At 52.0% G+C, this 21,531-nt stretch carries 18 protein-coding genes and 1 other annotated feature; of the genes, 7 read left to right on the forward strand and 11 right to left on the reverse strand.

Annotated elements, in window-relative coordinates; genetic code table 11:
• Positions 1–110: 110 nt before the first annotated feature.
• Complete coding sequence (gsk, locus tag ACU8XX_RS18040; protein ID WP_000671574.1) at positions 111–1,415, reverse strand: inosine/guanosine kinase; 1,305 nt, start codon at positions 1,413–1,415, stop codon at positions 111–113.
• A 151-nt stretch (positions 1,416–1,566) separates the two neighbouring features.
• Here gsk and aes point away from each other — a divergent pair, with 151 nt between their 5' ends.
• A complete protein-coding gene (gene aes, locus ACU8XX_RS18045; RefSeq protein WP_112033926.1) occupies positions 1,567–2,526 on the forward strand; it encodes an acetyl esterase in 960 nt (319 codons plus the stop codon).
• Here aes and hemH read toward each other — a convergent pair.
• The 8 genes from hemH to ACU8XX_RS18085 all read right to left on the reverse strand — a co-directional run bounded on the left by hemH (position 2,523) and on the right by ACU8XX_RS18085 (position 10,658).
• Complete coding sequence (gene hemH / locus ACU8XX_RS18050; RefSeq protein WP_001250088.1) at positions 2,523–3,485, reverse strand: ferrochelatase; 963 nt, start codon at positions 3,483–3,485, stop codon at positions 2,523–2,525. The two genes, aes and hemH, sit on opposite strands and share 4 nt — an antisense overlap.
• A 235-nt stretch (positions 3,486–3,720) precedes the next feature.
• Positions 3,721–4,365, reverse strand: a complete 645-nt coding sequence (adk, locus tag ACU8XX_RS18055) for an adenylate kinase (protein WP_001220233.1) — start codon at positions 4,363–4,365, stop codon at positions 3,721–3,723.
• 180 nt (positions 4,366–4,545) lie between these two features.
• Positions 4,546–6,420 carry a molecular chaperone HtpG gene (gene htpG / locus ACU8XX_RS18060; RefSeq protein ID WP_032173855.1) on the reverse strand — a complete coding sequence of 625 codons (1,875 nt, stop codon included), beginning with the start codon at positions 6,418–6,420 and terminating at the stop codon, positions 4,546–4,548.
• 109 nt (positions 6,421–6,529) lie between these two features.
• Positions 6,530–7,135, reverse strand: coding sequence for a recombination mediator RecR (gene recR, locus ACU8XX_RS18065; protein ID WP_001195025.1), 606 nt, complete (start codon positions 7,133–7,135; stop codon positions 6,530–6,532).
• The gene (locus ACU8XX_RS18070) at positions 7,135–7,464 is read right to left on the reverse strand and encodes a YbaB/EbfC family nucleoid-associated protein (protein WP_000467098.1); all 330 of its coding nucleotides are present in this window, start codon (positions 7,462–7,464) and stop codon (positions 7,135–7,137) included. Before ACU8XX_RS18070 ends, recR begins: the two co-directional genes overlap by 1 nt.
• 52 nt (positions 7,465–7,516) lie before the next feature.
• The gene (gene dnaX / locus ACU8XX_RS18075; protein ID WP_000122010.1) at positions 7,517–9,448 is read right to left on the reverse strand and encodes a DNA polymerase III subunit gamma/tau; all 1,932 of its coding nucleotides are present in this window, start codon (positions 9,446–9,448) and stop codon (positions 7,517–7,519) included.
• Positions 8,120–8,184: a sequence feature (DnaX frameshifting element), on the reverse strand. Its footprint overlaps the gene before it by 65 nt.
• Positions 9,449–9,576: 128 nt before the next feature.
• Positions 9,577–10,128: an adenine phosphoribosyltransferase gene (gene apt, locus ACU8XX_RS18080; RefSeq protein ID WP_000127356.1), complete on the reverse strand. Its 552-nt coding sequence runs from the start codon at positions 10,126–10,128 to the stop codon at positions 9,577–9,579.
• A 152-nt stretch (positions 10,129–10,280) separates the two neighbouring features.
• Complete coding sequence (locus ACU8XX_RS18085) at positions 10,281–10,658, reverse strand: DUF454 family protein (RefSeq protein WP_001188905.1); 378 nt, start codon at positions 10,656–10,658, stop codon at positions 10,281–10,283.
• 69 nt (positions 10,659–10,727) lie between these two features.
• On the opposite strand from ACU8XX_RS18085, the gene priC reads away from it, so the two are divergent.
• The gene (gene priC, locus ACU8XX_RS18090) at positions 10,728–11,255 is read left to right on the forward strand and encodes a primosomal replication protein N'' (RefSeq protein ID WP_000844876.1); all 528 of its coding nucleotides are present in this window, start codon (positions 10,728–10,730) and stop codon (positions 11,253–11,255) included.
• 13 nt (positions 11,256–11,268) lie between these two features.
• Complete coding sequence (rsmS, locus tag ACU8XX_RS18095; RefSeq protein ID WP_000051146.1) at positions 11,269–11,430, forward strand: pleiotropic regulatory protein RsmS; 162 nt, start codon at positions 11,269–11,271, stop codon at positions 11,428–11,430.
• A 211-nt stretch (positions 11,431–11,641) separates the two neighbouring features.
• Here the strand turns inward: rsmS and mscK are convergent, their stop codons facing one another.
• Positions 11,642–15,004 carry a mechanosensitive channel MscK gene (gene mscK, locus ACU8XX_RS18100; RefSeq protein ID WP_016241945.1) on the reverse strand — a complete coding sequence of 1,121 codons (3,363 nt, stop codon included), beginning with the start codon at positions 15,002–15,004 and terminating at the stop codon, positions 11,642–11,644.
• Between the two features lie 127 nt (positions 15,005–15,131).
• Positions 15,132–15,779 carry a multidrug efflux transporter transcriptional repressor AcrR gene (acrR, locus tag ACU8XX_RS18105; RefSeq protein ID WP_000101737.1) on the reverse strand — a complete coding sequence of 216 codons (648 nt, stop codon included), beginning with the start codon at positions 15,777–15,779 and terminating at the stop codon, positions 15,132–15,134.
• Positions 15,780–15,920: 141 nt separating this feature from the next.
• On the opposite strand from acrR, the gene acrA reads away from it, so the two are divergent.
• The 4 genes from acrA (at position 15,921) to ACU8XX_RS18125 (ending at position 21,450) form a co-directional block, all read left to right on the forward strand.
• Complete coding sequence (gene acrA, locus ACU8XX_RS18110) at positions 15,921–17,114, forward strand: multidrug efflux RND transporter periplasmic adaptor subunit AcrA (RefSeq protein WP_001295324.1); 1,194 nt, start codon at positions 15,921–15,923, stop codon at positions 17,112–17,114.
• A 22-nt stretch (positions 17,115–17,136) separates the two neighbouring features.
• On the forward strand, positions 17,137–20,286 hold the full coding sequence (gene acrB, locus ACU8XX_RS18115; RefSeq protein WP_001132469.1) for an efflux RND transporter permease AcrB: 3,150 nt from the start codon (positions 17,137–17,139) through the stop codon (positions 20,284–20,286).
• A gap of 545 nt (positions 20,287–20,831) precedes the next feature.
• Positions 20,832–21,206, forward strand: a complete 375-nt coding sequence (gene tomB, locus ACU8XX_RS18120) for an Hha toxicity modulator TomB (protein WP_000344800.1) — start codon at positions 20,832–20,834, stop codon at positions 21,204–21,206.
• Between the two features lie 25 nt (positions 21,207–21,231).
• Entirely contained in the window at positions 21,232–21,450 is a 219-nt protein-coding gene (locus ACU8XX_RS18125) for an HHA domain-containing protein (RefSeq protein ID WP_001291435.1), read from the forward strand.
• Positions 21,451–21,531 lie beyond the last annotated feature (81 nt).

Below are 21,531 nucleotides of genomic sequence, written 5' to 3' on the forward strand. Positions count from 1 at the left end.
TATGAAAAATATGTAGGCATGATAAGACGCGCCAGCGTCGCATCAGGCATCGAGAGCCAAATGCCAGATGCGGCGTGAACGCCTTATCTGGCCTACGAACCGACGATAACTTAACGATCCCAGTAAGACTCTTCCAGGCTGTCTTCACGCTCCGGCAAGCCGCGCGTTAAACGAGGTGAATGCTGGTTCAGTACCTGATAGCTCACACGGTTAGCATATTTACACACCTGCGCTAACGATGAATAAGTTAACCAGGTGAATTTATGTTTGCTGGAGTTTGGTACGTTGCTACGATGGTAGCTGTTGGCGGTAATGTCATGCAGCAACGCTGCCAATGCGCCATCCCCCGCTCCATTAGTGTTCATGATTTTTTCCGGCCCGCCCATGTACGGCGCAATGTGCGAATATACACGCAGCGGATTCTGGCAATCCTTGTGGCGCATGGCGCGGCTAAACTCATACTGGTTGAATTCCGCTATAGCGCCCGGCAGCAGCGGATGCTGGGTTTTACGTTTCGCTTCGTCTTCGGTAAAGCCCGCCATATACAAGCCGATTGGCCCGGCGGTGCACAGCACCAGATCTACCCAGTCCAGCGCCTTGTCAGATGCCAACAACGGATCGCTTTCTCCGGTCAACGCTTCGGCTTCATCTTCGTTCATCGCAAGGATAGAGACGTGGTCTTTGAGGAATTGCTGCCACCACTGCGGATTCTCGGCAATGACAAACTTAGTTCCCAGCGTCAGCACCACCGGTACGTTATATTTCTTCGCGTACTCAATGGCTTTCATGGTTGCTTCCGGCATGGGTTCACCCGGCTTGCAACGCACCAGATAAGAGGTGAGAACCAGTGCCGAGGCTCCGGCAATCACATCTTCCGGAATACTTTCAGCCCGCAGCTGGTTCATGTGGCCAGGGCTGATAGCAAAGGTACGTTCCCCGGACTCGCCAATCAGCGTAAAGCAACGACCAATCGGACCATCCACGCCTTGTAGATAGTTAAGATCGGTACGGCTGGAGGTGTTACACAGGTAACGATAGGCATAGCTGCCAATTTCAATATTGCTGCACATGACGCCCAGCAGCACCGAACGGTCGTCCGCGAGCACCGAGTAGTTGTGCATGGTGTTACCAATAGTGCCACCCGCAAACTGATGGGTAATCAGGTTTTTCTGTTTTAGTTCCTGATAAAGCGCTTCGGCTACGTCATCCTCAATCACCAGTGAATGCCCGGCGCTTAATCCATAACGCTCAATGAATTCGTCATCCACTTTCGCTTCAATATCGACCAGCGTTTGATCGATACCCACTACCCAGGCGGCGCTGGTTTCGTTTTCTGGCTGGAACTGCTGAAGCAGCGGATCGCGTGCATTTACAGGGAAGTAATGTTTGGATTTACGTTTACCGGGAAATTTCATGGTTGTTTTTACGGGTGGTTAACTGAGCGGCGAATGTTAACACAATCTGACGGGAGCGCGCGAGACGCAGCCAGTTTCAATATCAGCAGGCGGGATCGCATTTTCATGGCAGTGGTTCCTTACAATGACGTAATTTGAAAGGAGTTTTTGTATGAAGCCGGAAAACAAATTACCTGTTCTGGACCTTATTTCTGCTGGAATGAAGACCGTTGTGAATACTCTTCAGCCGGATTTACCGCCCTGGCCCGCAACGGGAACGATTGCTGAGCAACGACAGTATTACACGCTTGAGCGCCGATTCTGGAGTGCGGGCGCTCCAGAAATGGCAACCAGAGCTTACATGGTTCCAACAAAATATGGGCAGGTGGAAACACGTCTCTTTTGTCCGCAGCCAGATAGCCCGGCGACGCTATTTTATTTGCATGGAGGCGGTTTTATTCTCGGCAATCTCGATACCCACGATCGCATCATGCGCCTGCTGGCAAGCTACAGCCAATGTACGGTGATTGGTATTGATTACACCCTTTCACCTGAAGCGCGTTTTCCGCAAGCGATAGAGGAAATTGTGGCTGCTTGTTGTTATTTCCACCAGCAGGCGGAGGATTATCAAATCAATATGTCCCGCATTGGCTTTGCCGGTGATTCCGCAGGTGCCATGCTGGCGCTCGCCAGTGCGTTGTGGTTGCGTGATAAACAGATCGATTGCGGTAAAATTGCGGGTGTTTTGCTGTGGTATGGGCTTTACGGATTACGGGATTCCGTGACTCGTCGTCTGTTGGGCGGTGTCTGGGATGGCTTAACGCAACAGGATTTGCAGATGTATGAAGAGGCGTATTTAAGCAACGACGCGGACCGCGAGTCGCCGTATTACTGTCTGTTTAATAATGATCTCACTCGCGAAGTTCCGCCCTGTTTTATTGCCGGGGCGGAGTTCGATCCGCTGCTGGATGACAGCCGTCTGCTTTACCAGACGTTAGCGGCGCATCAGCAGCCCTGTGAGTTCAAACTCTACCCAGGCACGCTGCACGCCTTTTTGCATTATTCACGGATGATGAAAACCGCCGACGAGGCTCTTCGCGACGGCGCTCAGTTCTTTACCGCTCAGCTTTAGCGATACGCGGCAACAAGATTAGCCATCATTTCAATATGTTCCGGCGTGGCATTAAGCGCTGGAATATATTCATATTTTTTCCCGCCGGCACCGAGGAAGACCTCACGGTTTTGCTCGGCAATCTCTTCCAGCGTCTCCAGACAATCCGCAGCAAAGCCCGGGCACATCACCTGTATATGACCTACGCCTTTTTCTCCGAGCATTTTCAGCGTTTCGTCGGTATAAGGCATCAGCCAGGGTTCCCGGCCAAAGCGCGACTGAAAGGTCATCATCACTTTTTCCGGTGCCATCCCCAGTGCGGAAGCCAGTTCGCGAGTCGTTGTGCGGCAACGTTGCGGGTAATCATCGCCTTCATCTGCATAACGCTGGGGAATGCCATGATAAGAGAGCAGCAGCAGATCCGGTTCGCCATGTTTGGCAAAAGAAGCGCGTACGCTGTTCGCCAGTGCATTAATGTAATCGTGGTTATCGGCGTAATCACGAATAAACGATATCCCCGGAATGCTACGTTTGCGCGCCAGAATGCGTGCCAGTTCATCCCATACCGCACCGACCGTAGAACAGGAGAATTGCGGATAAAGCGGCAGCACCACAATATGATCTACATGCTCTGCCAGGAGTTCATCGACGGCGCTTTCCAGTGATGGCGAGCCGTAGCTCATGCCCAGCGCTACGGGCGTATCCGGTAAACGTTGTGCCAACGCCTGCTGTTGCTGGCGGCTGTAAACCATCAGCGGCGAGCCGTCTTCCATCCAGACCGAGGCGTACAGCTTCGCCACACGCGGCGAGCGCAGCGGCAAAATCACGCCGCGCAGCAACGGCCACCATAACAACCGTGAGGTATCAACCACGCGTCTGTCGCTTAAAAATTGTTTCAGATAGCGTTTTACCGCTTCAGGTGTGGGGGCATCGGGCGTACCCAGGTTTGCCAGCAGGATACCGGTTTTAGTCTGACGCATTACCGCCTCTTATCGATTCAACTTGTTGATAATTGTAGCGGAAAAGTGAGGAAGAAGAACTAATTGCTGTGAGAGGTCAAATCAGAAAAAGGAATAGCGCAGATTGAGGTTTTTGTAAAAGGCCGAATGAATATCCGGCCTGAGATTGCTGATAAGTTTGCTTGTGCGGGCCTGTTCCCCTCACCCTAACCCTCTCCCCGAGGGGGCGAGGGGACTGTCCGTGCGCGCTTTCGAATTAGCCGAGGATTTTTTCCAGATCAGCGCGAACTTCAGCAACCGGCTTGGTGCCGTCAACTTTCGCGTATTTGGTATTACCCGCTTCTGCTTCTTTGGAGTAGTAGCCGATCAGCGGTGCTGTCATCTGATGGTATTCAACCAGACGTTTACGTACGGTCTCTTCCTGATCATCTTTACGGGTAGTCAGTTCTTCACCGGTAACGTCGTCTTTGCCTTCTACTTTCGGCGGATTGAATTTAACGTGATAAACACGACCAGACGGCGCATGAACGCGGCGACCGACGATACGGTCAACGATCAGTTCGTCCGGTACGTCGAATTCCAGAACGTAATCAACATTGATGCCCGCTTCTTTCATCGCGTCTGCCTGCGGAATGGTACGCGGGAAGCCGTCCAACAGGAAACCATTACGGCAGTCTTCCTGAGCAATGCGCTCTTTAACCAGCGCGATCACCAGTTCGTCGGTGACCAGTTTGCCAGCATCCATAATGTCTTTTGCTTGTTTACCCAGCTCGGAGCCAGATTTGACCGCAGCACGCAGCATATCGCCAGTGGAGATTTGCGGAATACCATATTTCTCCATGATGAACTGAGCCTGAGTCCCTTTCCCCGCGCCCGGAGCGCCAAGCAGAATGATACGCATTGCGAAAATCCCCTTAAAATGTGTCGAATTTTTTGAAAAAGCGATAAACGATACCACCAACAGGCGATTGCCTCAAGAAAGGCACCTGGGGCTGAAACGGTTAATGGCGAGATAATTTGCGGAAAGTGCAGATGATGAAAAGAAAAATGCCGGATGACACGAAGGTCATCCGGCATTACATCAGGAAACCAGCAGCTGGTTCATACGACGAATAAACAGGTTCGGATCTTCCAGCGTGCTGCGTTCTGCCAGCAGCGCCTGATCCAGCAGCAGTTCTACCCACTCGCTGAACTTCGCTTCATCTTCAGTATCTGCCGCACGTTTCACCAGTACGTGATCCGGGTTCAGTTCGAAGATGTATTTCACTTCTGGCACTTTCTGGCCCGCCGCAGCGAACAGTTTCGCCATCTGAGTGCTCATTTCGTCCGCGTCGGTCGAAACGATCGCTGGCGTATCGGTCAGACGGTGAGTCAGACGGACATCTTTCACGCGCTCGCCGAGCAGGGCTTTCACACGGTCGATGAACGGAGTCAGTGCTTTCTCCGCTTCTTTCGCGCTCTCATCAACTTCGTCAGCCAGTTTTTCAAGCGACTCGTCAACTTTAGACACCGACTGGAACGGTTTACCGTCGAACTCAGTCAGATAGTTCATCATCCACTCATCGATGCGGTCGGAAAGCAGCAGAACTTCGATGCCTTTCTTACGCAGCAGTTCCAGGTGCGGGCTGCTCTTCGCTGCCGCATAGCTGTCTGCGGTGATGTAGTAGATTTTCTCCTGCCCTTCTTTCATGCGGGAAACGTAGTCTTCCAGAGATACGGTCTGCGCAGAAGAATCGGTATGGGTAGAAGCAAAACGCAGCAGTTTGGCGATCGCTTCCTGGTTAGCGAAATCTTCCGCCGGACCTTCTTTCAGTACCAGGCCAAACTGTTGCCAGAAGGTCTGGTATTTTTCCGCGTCGTCTTTCGCCAGTTTTTCCAGCATTTGCAGCACACGCTTGGTCAGCGCATTGCGCAGGTTACGCGTTACCGTGCTGTCCTGGAGGATTTCACGGGAAACGTTCAGCGGCAGATCGCTGGAGTCAATCAGACCACGCACGAAGCGCAGATAGTTCGGCATGAACTGTTCTGCGTCGTCCATGATGAACACACGCTGAACATACAGTTTCAGGCCGTGTTTATGATCGCGGTTCCACATATCCCACGGAGCCTGGGACGGGATGTACAGCAGGCTGGTGTACTCCTGCTTACCTTCAACACGGTTGTGGCTCCAGGTCAGCGGATCATTAAAGTCGTGGGCGATGTGTTTGTAGAACTCTTTGTACTCTTCATCGGTGATTTCCGACTTGTTACGAGTCCACAGCGCCTGCGCTTTGTTGATTTTCTCCCAGGAGATAACGGTTTCGCCGTCTTTCTCTTCGCGTTTTTCGATCTCTACCGGCAGCGCGATATGGTCGGAGTATTTGCTGATGATGGAACGCACGCGCCAGTCATCGAGGAACTCGTCTTCGCCTTCACGCAGATGCAGGGTGATTTCAGTACCACGATCTTCTTTGGTGATGTCGGCAACGGTGTATTCACCTTCGCCAGCCGATTCCCAGAAGACGCCATTTTCTGGTTTTTCGCCTGCCGCGCGAGTACGCACGGTCACTTTGTCGGCCACGATAAACGCAGAGTAGAAACCAACACCAAACTGACCGATCAGCTGGCTGTCTTTCGCCTGGTCAGAACCCAGGGATTCGAGGAATGATTTGGTACCGGATTTAGCGATAGTCCCCAGATGGTCAATCACTTCGTCGCGGGTCATCCCCACGCCGTTATCGGAGATGGTCAGCGTACGCTTGTCTTTATCGAAAGAGACACGAACGCGTAGTTCGCCATCACCTTCGTACAGGTCCGGGTTAGAGAGCGCACGGAAACGCAGCTTGTCCGCCGCATCGGAGGCGTTAGAGATAAGCTCACGCAGGAAGATTTCTTTATTGGAATAGAGAGAATGGATCATCAGGTGCAGAAGCTGTTTCACTTCTGACTGAAAACCACGAGTTTCTTGTCCTTTCATGTAGGTCTACCTCAATAATGCCATTTTAAGGTTAAAAACAGGATGTGGGAGAGATGGGGACAAGGGAGAATAATTTCAAGCGAGAGCAGGTGATCCTGCTCTCGTTTGCTTAAAAACGAATCTTATGACGCCCGGCAAGGGAGTGTGACAACGTGGTGCCGTCGACCATTTCCAGCTCGCCGCCAACCGGAACGCCATGAGCGATTCGGCTGGCTTCCACGTCATATTGCGCGCAAAGCTCGGCAATGTAGTTAGCGGTAGCTTCACCTTCAACCGTGGGGTTGGTGGCGAGGATCACTTCAGTGATTTTTTCCTCTGCCAGACGCTGTTCCAGACGATCAAGCCCGATATCATCCGGACCGATGCCGTCCAGCGGTGACAGATGCCCCATCAACACAAAATAACGACCTGAAAACTGCCCCGTCTGCTCAATGGCGTAGATGTCCGCCGGACTCTCCACCACGCAGATTTGACCGTTTTCCTGACGACGCGGATTCGAACAGATGTTACAGACTTCCTGTTCGGTGAAAGTGCGGCAATCGGCGCAGTGGCCGATTTCCGACATCGCCCGGGTGAGCGCCTGCGCCAGACGCATCCCGCCGCTACGATCGCGCTGAAGCAGCGTGAACGCCATACGCTGCGCCGACTTCGGGCCAACGCCCGGCAGACAGCGCAGTGCTTCCATAAGCTGTGTTAACAGCGGGCTGGTTTGCATCAGAACGGCATCTTAAAGCCAGGCGGCAGCTGCATTCCGGAGGATACAGAGGCCATTTTTTCTTTCTGCGTTTCTTCAATACGACGTGCTGCGTCGTTGAATGCTGCAGCCACCAGGTCTTCCAGCATCTCTTTGTCGTCTTCCAGCAGGCTCGGGTCGATCTCTACGCGACGGCAGTTGTGTGCACCGTTGATGGTCACTTTTACCAGACCTGCGCCAGATTCGCCGGTAACTTCCAGCTGCGCGATCTCTTCCTGCATTTTCTGCATTTTTTCTTGCATCTGCTGGGCTTGCTTCATCAGGTTACCCAGACCGCCTTTACCAAACATAGGTTTCTCTCTCAATCACGTTAAGGATGACGAACGTAAGCTGTGCTTACGATCAAATGGGGCGGATACTGTCTTCATCCAGCTCCGCATCGAAGAATCGACGCAGGGTCTGAATATTATTATCCGCAATAATGGACTCGCGCGCCTGCGCAAGTTTTTCTTCGTATATCGCCTGACGCCATTCCAGCGGCGTACGCACCGCGGGATTATCATCTTCAACGATAGTCAGTTCAACCGTTGAACCTTTTAACGTGCTCAACGCTTCAGCCAGTTTTTGCTGTGCACCGCGGTTGTTCAAATGCCGCTGAGAGGTGCGCAAATGCAGACATACTGCGTTGTCGCTCTCCTCTTTCCAGGCATTTAAGGCCACCTGTTCGACCAGTTTTGGTAGCGAAAGTTGGCTAACCTGTGCCGCCCACGCGTCGCGCTCAATGGCTTCTGCCGCCAGCTTCGCCGCCAGTTCCGGCGTTTTTTCATGTTCCAGCGCTTTTTTCAGCGCCTTCGGCGTGGCGACCACTTCTTTTTGCTGCATCACCGGAGTGGTCGCCTTCCAGCGATACGCTTCTTTTTTAGCTGGCGCTTTTTCCAGCGCCGATGGCACCGGACGCGCCTGAACGCGATCGGTGACCGAAGCCAGTCTTTCCAGCGCAGCGTTATTCACCGGCCGCGCGCGGGTAGCGGCTGCCGGTTCACTCTTTTTTGCTTTGGTTGCTCCCTGCACGCGCTGCAACTGCTGGCGCGCCGCCAGCACCTGGCTGGTGGTTTCCGGGAGCGGTACAGTCGGAGCCTGCTGCGGCGCTGATTGCGGTTGCGGCGGCACCTGGGTTGGCGTCATTACTGCCGTTGGTGCGACAGGTGCAAAGGACTGGCGTGGCACTTCTGGCTCAGGCAGCGGCATACGCGGATGGAATGCCAGCGCGCGCAGCAGCGTCATCTCAACGCCCATGCGGCGGTCCGGCGCATACGGTAATTCTTTGCGACCAATCAACAGCGTCTGATAGTAAAGCTGAATATCCGTCGGCGGTATGGTGCGCGCCAGTTCACGCATCCGCAGCTCGATGGCGGCCATGTCGTTGCCAAGTGCAGCAGGCGAAAGTTGTACCATCGCAATACGATGCAACAGACCGAGCATTTCCACCAGCAACGCTTCCCACTCGATACCACGGGCAGCGGCTTCATTAATCAGCGCCATTACGCGCTCGCCGTTGGCCTCGACCATCGCTTCAACCAGCGACAGCGCCTGATCGTCGTCAAGCGTACCCAGCATCGCACTGACCGCCTGGGTTGAAACCTGGCCGTCACCGCTGGCAATCGCCTGGTCGGTCAGACTTAAGGCATCTCGCAGGCTGCCTTCAGCGGCGCGCGCCAGCAATTGCAACGCCCGCGGCTCGTGAGCGATATGTTCTTCGTTGAGGATGTGCTCAAGCTGATGGCGAATTTGCTCGACATCCAGCGCCTTGAGATGAAATTGCAGACAGCGTGACAAAATCGTCACCGGCAATTTCTGTGGATCGGTCGTCGCCAGCAGAAACTTAACGTGCTCCGGCGGCTCTTCAAGGGTTTTTAACAGTGCGTTAAAGCTGTGGCGCGACAGCATATGCACTTCGTCGATCAGATAAACTTTGAAACGACCACGCGCCGGAGCGTACTGGACGTTATCCAGCAGGTCGCGGGTATCTTCAACTTTGGTGCGCGAGGCGGCGTCGATTTCAATCAGATCGACAAAGCGCCCCTGCTCGATTTCACGACAGTTATCGCACACGCCGCACGGCGTCGCGGTAATGCCGGTTTCGCAGTTTAGCCCCTTCGCCAGCAGTCGGGCGATAGAGGTTTTTCCGACGCCACGGGTGCCGGAAAAAAGATAAGCATGATGAATACGCCCTAACGACAAGCCGTTCGCCAGTGCGGTCAGCACATGTTCCTGGCCGACGACGTCAGCAAAGGTTTGTGGGCGCCATTTTCGGGCTAAGACCTGATAACTCATTGGCAGGCTCTGAAACGCTGGAAGGTGGATTCACGAAGGGGTAATGCTAACACAGCCCCGTCAGAACGGCGAGGCTGAATGCACATCTTGTGCTGTCCGTAGCGTGGGCAGCACAAGACTGGCGATAATTAATGGCCCGGGAACGGGACAAGGCTGTAGCTGGTAATGCCCTGTTTTTCGAGACGCTGTTCGCCGCCGAGATCGAACAGGTTGATAATGAACGCAGCGTCAGCCACTTCACCACCCAGACGACGGATCAGTTTAACGGTCGCTTCGATAGTGCCGCCGGTTGCCAGCAGATCGTCCACCACCAGAACTTTGTCGCCCGGTTTGATGGCATCAACGTGGATCTCCAGCTGATCGGTGCCGTATTCCAGATCGTAAGTTTCACTGATAGTTTCACGCGGCAGTTTGCCCGGTTTACGGACCGGCACAAAGCCAACGCCCAGACCCAGAGCTACCGGAGCGCCAAACAAGAAGCCACGCGCTTCGGTGCCGACAACTTTGGTAATGCCCGCATTTTTGTAACGCTCAACCAGCAAGTCGATGCTGAGAGCGTAAGCTTTCGGGTCTTCCAGTAAGCTGGTGACATCGCGGAAAAGAATGCCGGGTTTTGGGTAGTCCTGAATGCTTTTGATGCTATTTTTGAGATACTCAAGCTGCTGTGCAGTCGCGGTCATAAGTGTATGCCTGCTTGTTACGGTGGTACTCACGGCGCGTTTTAAACGTATCAAAAGTAACAGTTGTTTAACCTTTGACCGCCTGCGCCTGTGCTCGAAAACGCCAGAATGTACTGGCTGTACGCAATAATTGCAACTGCGATTGTTGTGCTTCAGTGCTTTTCTTGCTTTTCATCAATCACCGGAATTCGCCACATATAGAAAAGCAAACAGGCGAGAATTACCAGCAACATGATGCGCACCCATGGCATCTGGACGAACCACAGAGAAATGGCAAACGTGAGCAAAATAAGCAAAATCGCCCGCGGTTTGACGCCGCGCGGCATCGCATGATGTTTCTGCCAGAAACGTAGATAGCTGCCAAACCATGAGCGGTACAGCAACCAGGCGTGAAAGCGCGGGGAAGAACGGGCAAAGCACCAGGCCGCCAGCAGGATAAACGGCGTCGTCGGTAATACCGGTAATACCACGCCCAGCGTACCCAGCACTACCGCCAGCCAGCCAATGATGATTAAAATGATTCGTTGCATATTGAGTGTTGTCAGCTTACAGAGTGGCTACTTTAGCATAACAATTATCATTTTCATTGAGGTCTTATCGTGAAAACCGCCCTGCTGCTGGAAAAACTGGAAGGACAGCTCGCTACGCTGCGTCAGCGTTGTGCCCCGGTGTCACAGTTCGCCACGCTAAGTGCTCGTTTCGACAGGCATCTTTTTCAGACTCGTGCGACAACACTACAGGCTTGTCTCGACGAGGCGGGCGATAATCTGGCTGCGCTTCGTCATGCAGTTGAGCAGCAACAGCTGCCGCAAGTGGCCTGGCTGGCGGAACATCTGGCGGCACAACTGGAAGCCATCGCGCGTGAAGCCTCCGCCTGGTCATTGCGCGAGTGGGACAGTGCGCCACCGAAAATTGCCCGCTGGCAGCGTAAACGTATTCAGCATCAGGATTTTGAGCGGCGGCTACGTGAGATGGTTGCCGAACGCAGAGCCCGCCTGGTGCGGGTGACCGATCTCGTGGAACAGCAAACGCTGCATCGTGAAGTGGAAGCCTATGAAGCGCGCCTGGCACGCTGCCGCCATGCGCTGGAAAAAATCGAAAACAGGCTAGCGCGCTTAACCCGCTAGCAATGGAGAGAGTATGTCACTTGAAAATGCCCCTGACGATGTCAAACTGGCTGTCGATTTGATTGTGCTGCTGGAAGAAAATCAGATCCCAGCCCGCACCGTGCTGCGCGCGCTGGATATTGTAAAACGCGATTATGAAAAGAAATTAACGCGCGATGATGAGGCGGAAAAGTGAGAAATAAATGGGGCCGCTAAATGTCCCCTAAGATTGTGGGCAAACGCAAAACTGCCTGATGCGCTACGCTTATCAGGCCTACACCGCTCCTGCAATATATTGAATTCTTGCGGTTTCGTAGGCCGGATAAGGCGGTCACGCCGCATCCGGCATGAACAACGCGCACTTTGTCAGTAATCTCGGGGCAACTAAATGTCGCCCCCTTTGGTTATTACCCAACCGCTGGTGTCGGATCGTCGCCTTTGTAGTCGCGTTTTACTTCCGTCACCTCATCGCCCTTCTCGTTGTGCAGATGCACTTCAAGCTGGTTAAAGGCAATGTTGATGTCGTTTTCACGGCACAGCTGATCGATAGTACGGTTCAGCTCATCGACAGTACGACTACGGTCACGCAGTTCACGCACATACAGACGCAGCTCATGATCCAACGTGCTGGCACCAAACGCCGTAAAGAAGACTTCCGGCATTGGTTCGTGCATCACTCTTGGGTGCTCAGTCGCCGCCTTCAGTAACACTTTACGCACTTTTTCCAGATCGGAGCCATAGGCCACGCCGAGACGGATCACCAGACGCGTAGTAGTGTCAGTCAACGACCAGTTGATCAGACGCTCGGTAACAAACGCTTTGTTCGGGATGATCACTTCTTTGCGATCGAAATCGGTAATCGTTGTCGCACGAATACGGATCTTACTTACCGTCCCCGAGAAGCTACCAATGGTTACCGTATCGCCAATACGCACCGGACGTTCGAATAGAATGATCAAACCGGAGACGAAGTTACCGAAAATTTCTTGTAAACCAAAACCAAGACCTACGGATAATGCTGCGGCCAGCCACTGGAGTTTATCCCAAGAGACGCCCAGCGATCCGAACACCGTCATCGCACCAACAGCAATAATGATGTAGTTAAGGATGGTAGTAATGGCATACGACGCGCCCTGGCGCATATTCAGTCGCGAGAGCACCAGCACTTCCAGTAAACCAGGCAGGTTGCGAATCAACGCCCAGGCCACCATTGAGGCGATAATCGCAAACAACAGACTGCCCATGGTGACGTTTTTCACCACCGCAGCGCCAGCTTCAGTGCCGTTGTAATGCCAGAGCGTGATGCTGTCGAGATAGCTGAACACGGTGATCAAATCGGACCAAATTGCCCAGAACATGACACCGAACAGCGCAAACATCAGCAACATGGTAATACGCAGCGTCTGCTGGTTAACTTGCTCCAGTGCAATGGTGGGTTCTTCCGGCGGTTCAGCACCTTCTGCGCCCTCTTTCACCAGATTCTGCCGACGCGCCAGCGCACGACGCCAGGCGATACGCCGCGCCGCTACGCTTAAGCCACGCAGTACCGTCTGGTACAGCAGGTTCCAGATGATCACCAGATAAACGGTTTCAATCCAGCGTCCTGCCAGACGCAGCGTAGTGTAGAAGTAGCCTGTAGCAGTCAGCACCATCAGCGCAATCGGGATTATCGACAGCACGGTAATGGTGACCAGTCGCATGGTGTGCGACTCTTTATCACGCCAGCTTTCGCGGCACATCGGCCATACCAGGAAGGCAATCAGCAGCAAGTTGAAGAAAATCATCGCTTGCCCCAGCACATCATCCATCAGATGCAGCGGGGAAAGTTCTGCCACCACAGACCAGAAATGGATAGGCAGCAATGCGAGACTGATGCGGACAATTTGCCGACGCCAGTGGCTGGTCTGCTGTTCCGGCATGCCGAAGTGACGTACGGCAACGCCGTTTTTCTCCAGTACCTTCCAGCACAGGCCAAACACCAGCCAGAATATCGCCAGTTTTTTGCTGAACGACCATAGCAGTTCGCTGATGTTGAGCTGCATGGTCAACAGAATCAGGCCAACCGCGAGAATAATCAGGCACACCGGCAGCGCACGGATCAGGTCGATAAGGATCGCTTTTGGTGTGTTGAGCTGGCTGTCGTTACGCAGGGAACCCACAGCGGAAGCCAGTTTTTGTTGATACGCTTTCAGCCAGCCCAGACGCCAGTGGATCAGCCCGGCAATCAACAGCAGCGGCAAACCAGCGAGGAAAGCGATAAAAACGGCGGGCCAGGCTTTTTGCCAGTTCACCGTGATTTTCATCGACTTAAATTCATCTTTCAGGCTTTGCGGGAACGCTTTGATCCAGTCCCAGTCCATTGGACGGTTACTGTTCACCCAAAAGATTTGCTGAGTCAGGATGGATTTCAGGTTTTTCGACACACTCATTAACTGCTGCTGGTTGATTTGCAGGTTAATGGCCATCATCAGCTGGTTACCCAACTGTTTGTTGAGTTGATCCAGCAATTCGCGACGCATATCAACCACTTGCAATAACGCATCGTGAACTTCGCTGTTGACTTCGTTGGTGTGACCTTCTTCCAGTTTGTTGACGAACGCATCGCTCTGGAAGAGTGCATCACGCTGCTGGTTAACTTCAAACTGTTCGAGACGCAAATCCGCGATGCGGTTGGTCATGTTTTCCAGTTCATCCGCCGAGGGCAGCGTTTGTTGTTGCTGGTAAAGGATACGAGACAACAGCAGGCTGCCCTTCAGGACGGCAATCTGCTCTTTAATATTGCGTTCCGATTGCAGCGCCCGCTCCAGCCAGTTTTTGACTTTAATGTTTTGCTGCATCAACTGATTACCGTTTTCAGTCGCGGTAATCAGACGCTGACTTAACTGCTGGTTAATTTCCAGTTCCTGCTTCACCAGCGGATTAGCCTGAATACGCGCGGCTTCATCCGGGGAGACGGCTTCCTGCGCCGTTTTTTCGGTTAAAGTCAGGCGCTTGCTGTTTACCGCTTCTTGCAACAGTTGTAACTGGTGCTCCAGACGAGCGCTGTTCGCCGTCACGTAATCACGTTGCTTTTGCAAGGTATCCTGCAAGACGGTGTTCCCTTCCAGGCTTTTACGCTGCTGGTCAATCTCCGCATTCAGCAACGCCTGCTGGGCCTGCATTAACACTTTCTGGCTGGGACGTAAGGCTGTCTCGCCGACATCAGTCCCATCCAGACGACTGCGAATTTGTTGCAGCTGCTGCGAAGCGTTATACATCGCATTTTGCACGCGTTCGGGCTGCGTCTGTAACGAAACCAGCTGGCTGTTATAAGACGCCAGATCGTTTTGTGCGTTTTGCAAATCGTCCAGCGCCTGGGCAACGCGAGTTTCCAGCTGGCGCAACGAAAGCGTACTCAGAATTTTGCGCGTTTCTTCGTCGTTATCGACATCGCTAAGTGCTGTTAACGCCGCGGTCGCCTGGCGCATTTTTTCCGGCGCTTCAGCGACTTTTTGCCGTAGCTGAACTGTCTCTTCTTTTATGCGATCGATTTTATCGAGGGTGGCTAATGTATCTGTCAGATCCTGCTGCACCAGTTTGTCCTGAGCAGAAAGATCTTTTTGTTTATTTAGTGAGTCAAGTTGCGCCTGCAGGTCCGCTTTTGTCGGCAGATCACCATTCGATGACGCCCGCGCAAACGCCGTGTTCTGGCATAACAAGACAAAAACAAAAGCAATAAATGCTAAAAAAACAAAATGCCGTGATCGTTTGTAATACTGGAACATAGTCATGATGAATGAAGGTTTCTGAACCTGAAGAACGACCTGAAAAAGTCAAACCGCAAGAATATCACGACGCAGTGAACCAGAATAGCAACGACGAAAATGTCCAGGAAAAATCCTGGAGTCAGATTCAGGGTTATTCGTTAGTGGCAGGATTACGAAGCGTGGGGCACAGGAGATACATCTCCAGTAAGATGGCAACGTAATCGCGGGCTTCTTTTTTAAGATCAAAAGATTGCGGGGCAAAGAGCCAGTTTTCCATCAGGCCGGAAATATAGCCGCGCATAATAATTGCTGCCCGACGCGTCATTAAATCCGCAGGCAACATTTTCGCTTCAATACAATGTTTTAACGTTTGTTCTATACGGTCATAACTTTCCAGACAGAGATTACGTTGTGCCTGTTGCACAACAGCCATTTCTCCGACAAATTCGCATTTGTGGAATATAATCTCCATCAATAATCGACGTCGTTCTTCTGTCACCGTGGATTCAAGAACATGAATTAATATCTCTCTTAATACTGAGAGTGGATCGCCAGGGAATTTTGCCTGATACTCAAGCTCTAGTTCACCAATATTGGATTCTGACAGTTCCCAGATCTCACTGAACAAATCCGACTTGTCTTTAAAATGCCAGTAGATTGCACCGCGCGTAACGCCAGCTGCTTTTGCAATCTCGCCCAGCGAGGTGGATGATACCCCCTGCTGTGAGAAAAGACGTAGAGCCACATCGAGGATGTGTTGGCGCGTTTCTTGCGCTTCTTGTTTGGTTTTTCGTGCCATATGTTCGTGAATTTACAGGCGTTAGATTTACATACATTTGTGAATGTATGTACCATAGCACGACGATAATATAAACGCAGCAATGGGTTTATTAACTTTTGACCATTGACCAATTTGAAATCGGACACTCGAGGTTTACATATGAACAAAAACAGAGGGTTTACGCCTCTGGCGGTCGTTCTGATGCTCTCAGGCAGCTTAGCCCTAACAGGATGTGACGACAAACAGGCCCAACAAGGTGGCCAGCAGATGCCCGCCGTTGGCGTAGTAACAGTCAAAACTGAACCTCTGCAGATCACAACCGAGCTTCCGGGTCGCACCAGTGCCTACCGGATCGCAGAAGTTCGTCCTCAAGTTAGCGGGATTATCCTGAAGCGTAATTTCAAAGAAGGTAGCGACATCGAAGCAGGTGTCTCTCTCTATCAGATTGATCCTGCGACCTATCAGGCGACATACGACAGTGCGAAAGGTGATCTGGCGAAAGCCCAGGCTGCAGCCAATATCGCGCAATTGACGGTGAATCGTTATCAGAAACTGCTCGGTACTCAGTACATCAGTAAGCAAGAGTACGATCAGGCTCTGGCTGATGCGCAACAGGCGAATGCTGCGGTAACTGCGGCGAAAGCTGCCGTTGAAACTGCGCGAATCAATCTGGCTTACACCAAAGTCACCTCTCCGATTAGCGGTCGCATTGGTAAGTCGAACGTGACGGAAGGCGCATTGGTACAGAACGGTCAGGCGACTGCGCTGGCAACCGTGCAGCAACTTGATCCGATCTACGTTGATGTGACCCAGTCCAGCAACGACTTCCTGCGCCTGAAACAGGAACTGGCGAATGGCACGCTGAAACAAGAGAACGGCAAAGCCAAAGTGTCGCTGATCACCAGTGACGGCATTAAGTTCCCGCAGGACGGTACGCTGGAATTCTCTGACGTTACCGTTGATCAGACCACTGGGTCTATCACCCTACGCGCTATCTTCCCGAACCCGGATCACACTCTGCTGCCGGGTATGTTCGTGCGCGCACGTCTGGAAGAAGGGCTTAATCCAAACGCTATTTTAGTCCCGCAACAGGGCGTAACCCGTACGCCGCGTGGTGATGCCACCGTACTGGTAGTTGGCGCGGATGACAAAGTGGAAACCCGTCCGATCGTTGCAAGCCAGGCTATTGGCGATAAGTGGCTGGTGACAGAAGGTCTGAAAGCAGGCGATCGCGTAGTAATAAGTGGGCTGCAGAAAGTGCGTCCTGGTGTCCAGGTAAAAGCACAAGAAGTTACCGCTGATAATAACCAGCAAGCCGCAAGCGGTGCTCAGCCTGAACAGTCCAAGTCTTAACTTAAACAGGAGCCGTTAAGACATGCCTAATTTCTTTATCGATCGCCCGATTTTTGCGTGGGTGATCGCCATTATCATCATGTTGGCAGGGGGGCTGGCGATCCTCAAACTGCCGGTGGCGCAATATCCTACGATTGCACCGCCGGCAGTAACGATCTCCGCCTCCTACCCCGGCGCTGATGCGAAAACAGTGCAGGACACGGTGACACAGGTTATCGAACAGAATATGAACGGTATCGATAACCTGATGTACATGTCCTCTAACAGTGACTCCACGGGTACCGTGCAGATCACCCTGACCTTTGAGTCTGGTACTGATGCGGATATCGCGCAGGTTCAGGTGCAGAACAAACTGCAGCTGGCGATGCCGTTGCTGCCGCAAGAAGTTCAGCAGCAAGGGGTGAGCGTTGAGAAATCATCCAGCAGCTTCCTGATGGTTGTCGGCGTTATCAACACCGATGGCACCATGACGCAGGAGGATATCTCCGACTACGTGGCGGCGAATATGAAAGATGCCATCAGCCGTACGTCGGGCGTGGGTGACGTTCAGTTGTTCGGTTCACAGTACGCGATGCGTATCTGGATGAACCCGAATGAGCTGAACAAATTCCAGCTAACGCCGGTTGATGTCATTACCGCCATCAAAGCGCAGAACGCCCAGGTTGCGGCGGGTCAGCTCGGTGGTACGCCGCCGGTGAAAGGCCAACAGCTTAACGCCTCTATTATTGCTCAGACGCGTCTGACCTCTACTGAAGAGTTCGGCAAAATCCTGCTGAAAGTGAATCAGGATGGTTCCCGCGTGCTGCTGCGTGATGTGGCGAAGATTGAGCTGGGTGGCGAGAACTACGACATCATCGCAGAGTTTAACGGCCAACCGGCTTCCGGTCTGGGGATCAAGCTGGCAACCGGCGCGAACGCGCTGGATACCGCTGCGGCAATCCGTGCTGAACTGGCGAAGATGGAACCGTTCTTCCCGTCGGGTCTGAAAATTGTTTACCCGTACGACACCACGCCGTTCGTGAAAATCTCTATTCACGAAGTGGTTAAAACGCTGGTCGAAGCGATCATCCTCGTGTTCCTGGTTATGTATCTGTTCCTGCAGAACTTCCGCGCGACGTTGATTCCGACCATTGCCGTACCGGTGGTATTGCTGGGGACCTTTGCCGTCCTTGCCGCCTTTGGCTTCTCGATAAACACGCTAACAATGTTCGGGATGGTGCTCGCCATCGGCTTGTTGGTGGATGACGCTATCGTTGTGGTAGAAAACGTTGAGCGTGTGATGGCGGAAGAAGGTTTGCCGCCAAAAGAAGCTACCCGTAAGTCGATGGGGCAGATTCAGGGCGCCCTGGTCGGTATCGCGATGGTACTGTCGGCGGTATTCGTACCGATGGCCTTCTTTGGTGGTTCTACTGGTGCTATCTATCGTCAGTTCTCTATTACCATTGTTTCAGCAATGGCGCTGTCGGTACTGGTAGCGTTGATCCTGACTCCGGCTCTTTGTGCCACCATGCTGAAACCGATTGCCAAAGGCGATCACGGGGAAGGTAAAAAAGGCTTCTTCGGCTGGTTTAACCGCATGTTCGAGAAGAGCACGCACCACTACACCGACAGCGTAGGCGGTATTCTGCGCAGTACAGGGCGTTACCTGGTGCTGTATCTGATCATCGTGGTCGGCATGGCCTATCTGTTCGTGCGTCTGCCAAGCTCCTTCTTGCCAGATGAAGACCAGGGCGTATTTATGACCATGGTTCAGCTGCCAGCAGGTGCAACGCAGGAACGTACGCAGAAAGTGCTCAATGAGGTAACGCATTACTATCTGACCAAAGAAAAGAACAACGTTGAGTCGGTGTTCGCCGTTAACGGCTTCGGCTTTGCGGGACGTGGTCAGAATACCGGTATTGCGTTCGTTTCCTTGAAGGACTGGGCCGATCGTCCGGGCGAAGAAAACAAAGTTGAAGCGATTACCATGCGTGCAACACGCGCTTTCTCGCAAATCAAAGATGCGATGGTTTTCGCCTTTAACCTGCCCGCAATCGTGGAACTGGGTACCGCAACCGGCTTTGACTTTGAGCTGATTGACCAGGCTGGCCTTGGTCACGAAAAACTGACTCAGGCGCGTAACCAGCTGCTTGCAGAAGCAGCGAAGCACCCTGATATGTTGACCAGCGTACGTCCAAACGGTCTGGAAGATACCCCGCAGTTTAAGATTGATATCGACCAGGAAAAAGCGCAGGCGCTGGGTGTTTCTATCAACGACATTAACACCACTCTGGGCGCTGCATGGGGCGGCAGCTATGTGAACGACTTTATCGACCGCGGTCGTGTGAAGAAAGTTTACGTCATGTCAGAAGCGAAATACCGTATGCTGCCGGATGATATCGGCGACTGGTATGTTCGTGCTGCTGATGGTCAGATGGTGCCATTCTCGGCGTTCTCCTCTTCTCGTTGGGAGTACGGTTCGCCGCGTCTGGAACGTTACAACGGCCTGCCATCCATGGAAATCTTAGGCCAGGCGGCACCGGGTAAAAGTACCGGTGAAGCAATGGAGCTGATGGAACAACTGGCGAGCAAACTGCCTACCGGTGTTGGCTATGACTGGACGGGGATGTCCTATCAGGAACGTCTCTCCGGCAACCAGGCACCTTCACTGTACGCGATTTCGTTGATTGTCGTGTTCCTGTGTCTGGCGGCGCTGTACGAGAGCTGGTCGATTCCGTTCTCCGTTATGCTGGTCGTTCCGCTGGGGGTTATCGGTGCGTTGCTGGCTGCCACCTTCCGTGGCCTGACCAATGACGTTTACTTCCAGGTAGGCCTGCTCACAACCATTGGGTTGTCGGCGAAGAACGCGATACTTATCGTCGAATTCGCCAAAGACTTGATGGATAAAGAAGGTAAAGGTCTGATTGAAGCGACGCTTGATGCGGTGCGGATGCGTTTACGTCCGATCCTGATGACCTCGCTGGCGTTTATCCTCGGCGTTATGCCGCTGGTTATCAGTACTGGTGCTGGTTCCGGCGCGCAGAACGCAGTAGGTACCGGTGTAATGGGCGGGATGGTGACCGCAACGGTACTGGCAATCTTCTTCGTTCCGGTATTCTTTGTGGTGGTTCGCCGCCGCTTTAGCCGCAAGAATGAAGATATCGAGCACAGCCATACTGTCGATCATCATTGATACAACGTGTAATCACTAAGGCCGCGCAAGCGGCCTTTTTTATGCATAACCTACGAACATTAAGGAGTAATTGAACCACCAACTCAGGATCTCATACGAAAACCAGTATTAACCACGGATAAAATTCATAAAAAATACTGATTGTTAGTTAATTTATATTAAGTAGCGCTAATAGATTTAATAATCCATAATCATTTAGAGGCTATTCTTAATTATTTGCGGTAATTCTTTATTCATTCCTCGGTTATTACGTCATATTCAGAGCAATCCTGGTATTAGTGTCACCAATGTCATCTGGCGATAATCCTGAAATGTTATAAACTGTTCGAGCAAACTGCTTTTACCTGCTGCGGGTTGGTGCTAGTATGAAAAAGTGAGTCCTGTCCCGCTTCCTTCCTAATTGTAATTTTTCGTAATAATGCGATGAAAACCTGCAAAGAGTGGCTTATAGTTAAGCTAACAAACGAGAGGGCAAGTCCAGGTCAGTAAGTTTTTTCCATCCCGAAAGGTGTCCGTTAGTTCAACCGCTAAGAAGGGGACGCGTTATGGATGAATACTCACCCAAAAGACATGATATCGCACAGCTTAAGTTTCTCTGTGAAACCCTGTATCATGACTGCCTTGCAAACCTTGAAGAAAGCAATCATGGCTGGGTTAACGACCCAACCTCGGCGATCAACCTCCAGTTGAATGAACTGATTGAGCATATTGCGACCTTCGCACTTAATTACAAAATTAAGTATAATGAAGACAATAAGCTCATTGAGCAGATCGACGAATATCTGGATGACACCTTTATGTTGTTCAGTAGTTATGGTATTAATATGCAGGATCTTCAGAAATGGCGGAAGTCAGGTAATCGACTATTCCGTTGTTTTGTCAATGCGACGAAAGAGAATCCTGCGAGTTTATCTTGTTAGAATTATTACAACCATGGGTAGAAGTATGTCCGAAAAACCTTTAACGAAAACCGATTATTTAATGCGTTTACGTCGTTGCCAGACAATTGACACGCTGGAGCGTGTTATCGAGAAAAATAAATACGAATTATCAGATAATGAACTGGCGGTATTTTACTCAGCCGCAGATCACCGCCTCGCCGAATTGACCATGAATAAACTGTACGACAAGATCCCTTCCTCAGTTTGGAAATTTATTCGCTAATAAATAATTCGCTTTCGGAGCTATAACCGGCTGTTTATTAAGAATTTTATACTTTTTCGCCATGAAAACATACCCTATGTG

Source organism: Escherichia sp. MAL-1 (assembly GCF_052948035.1).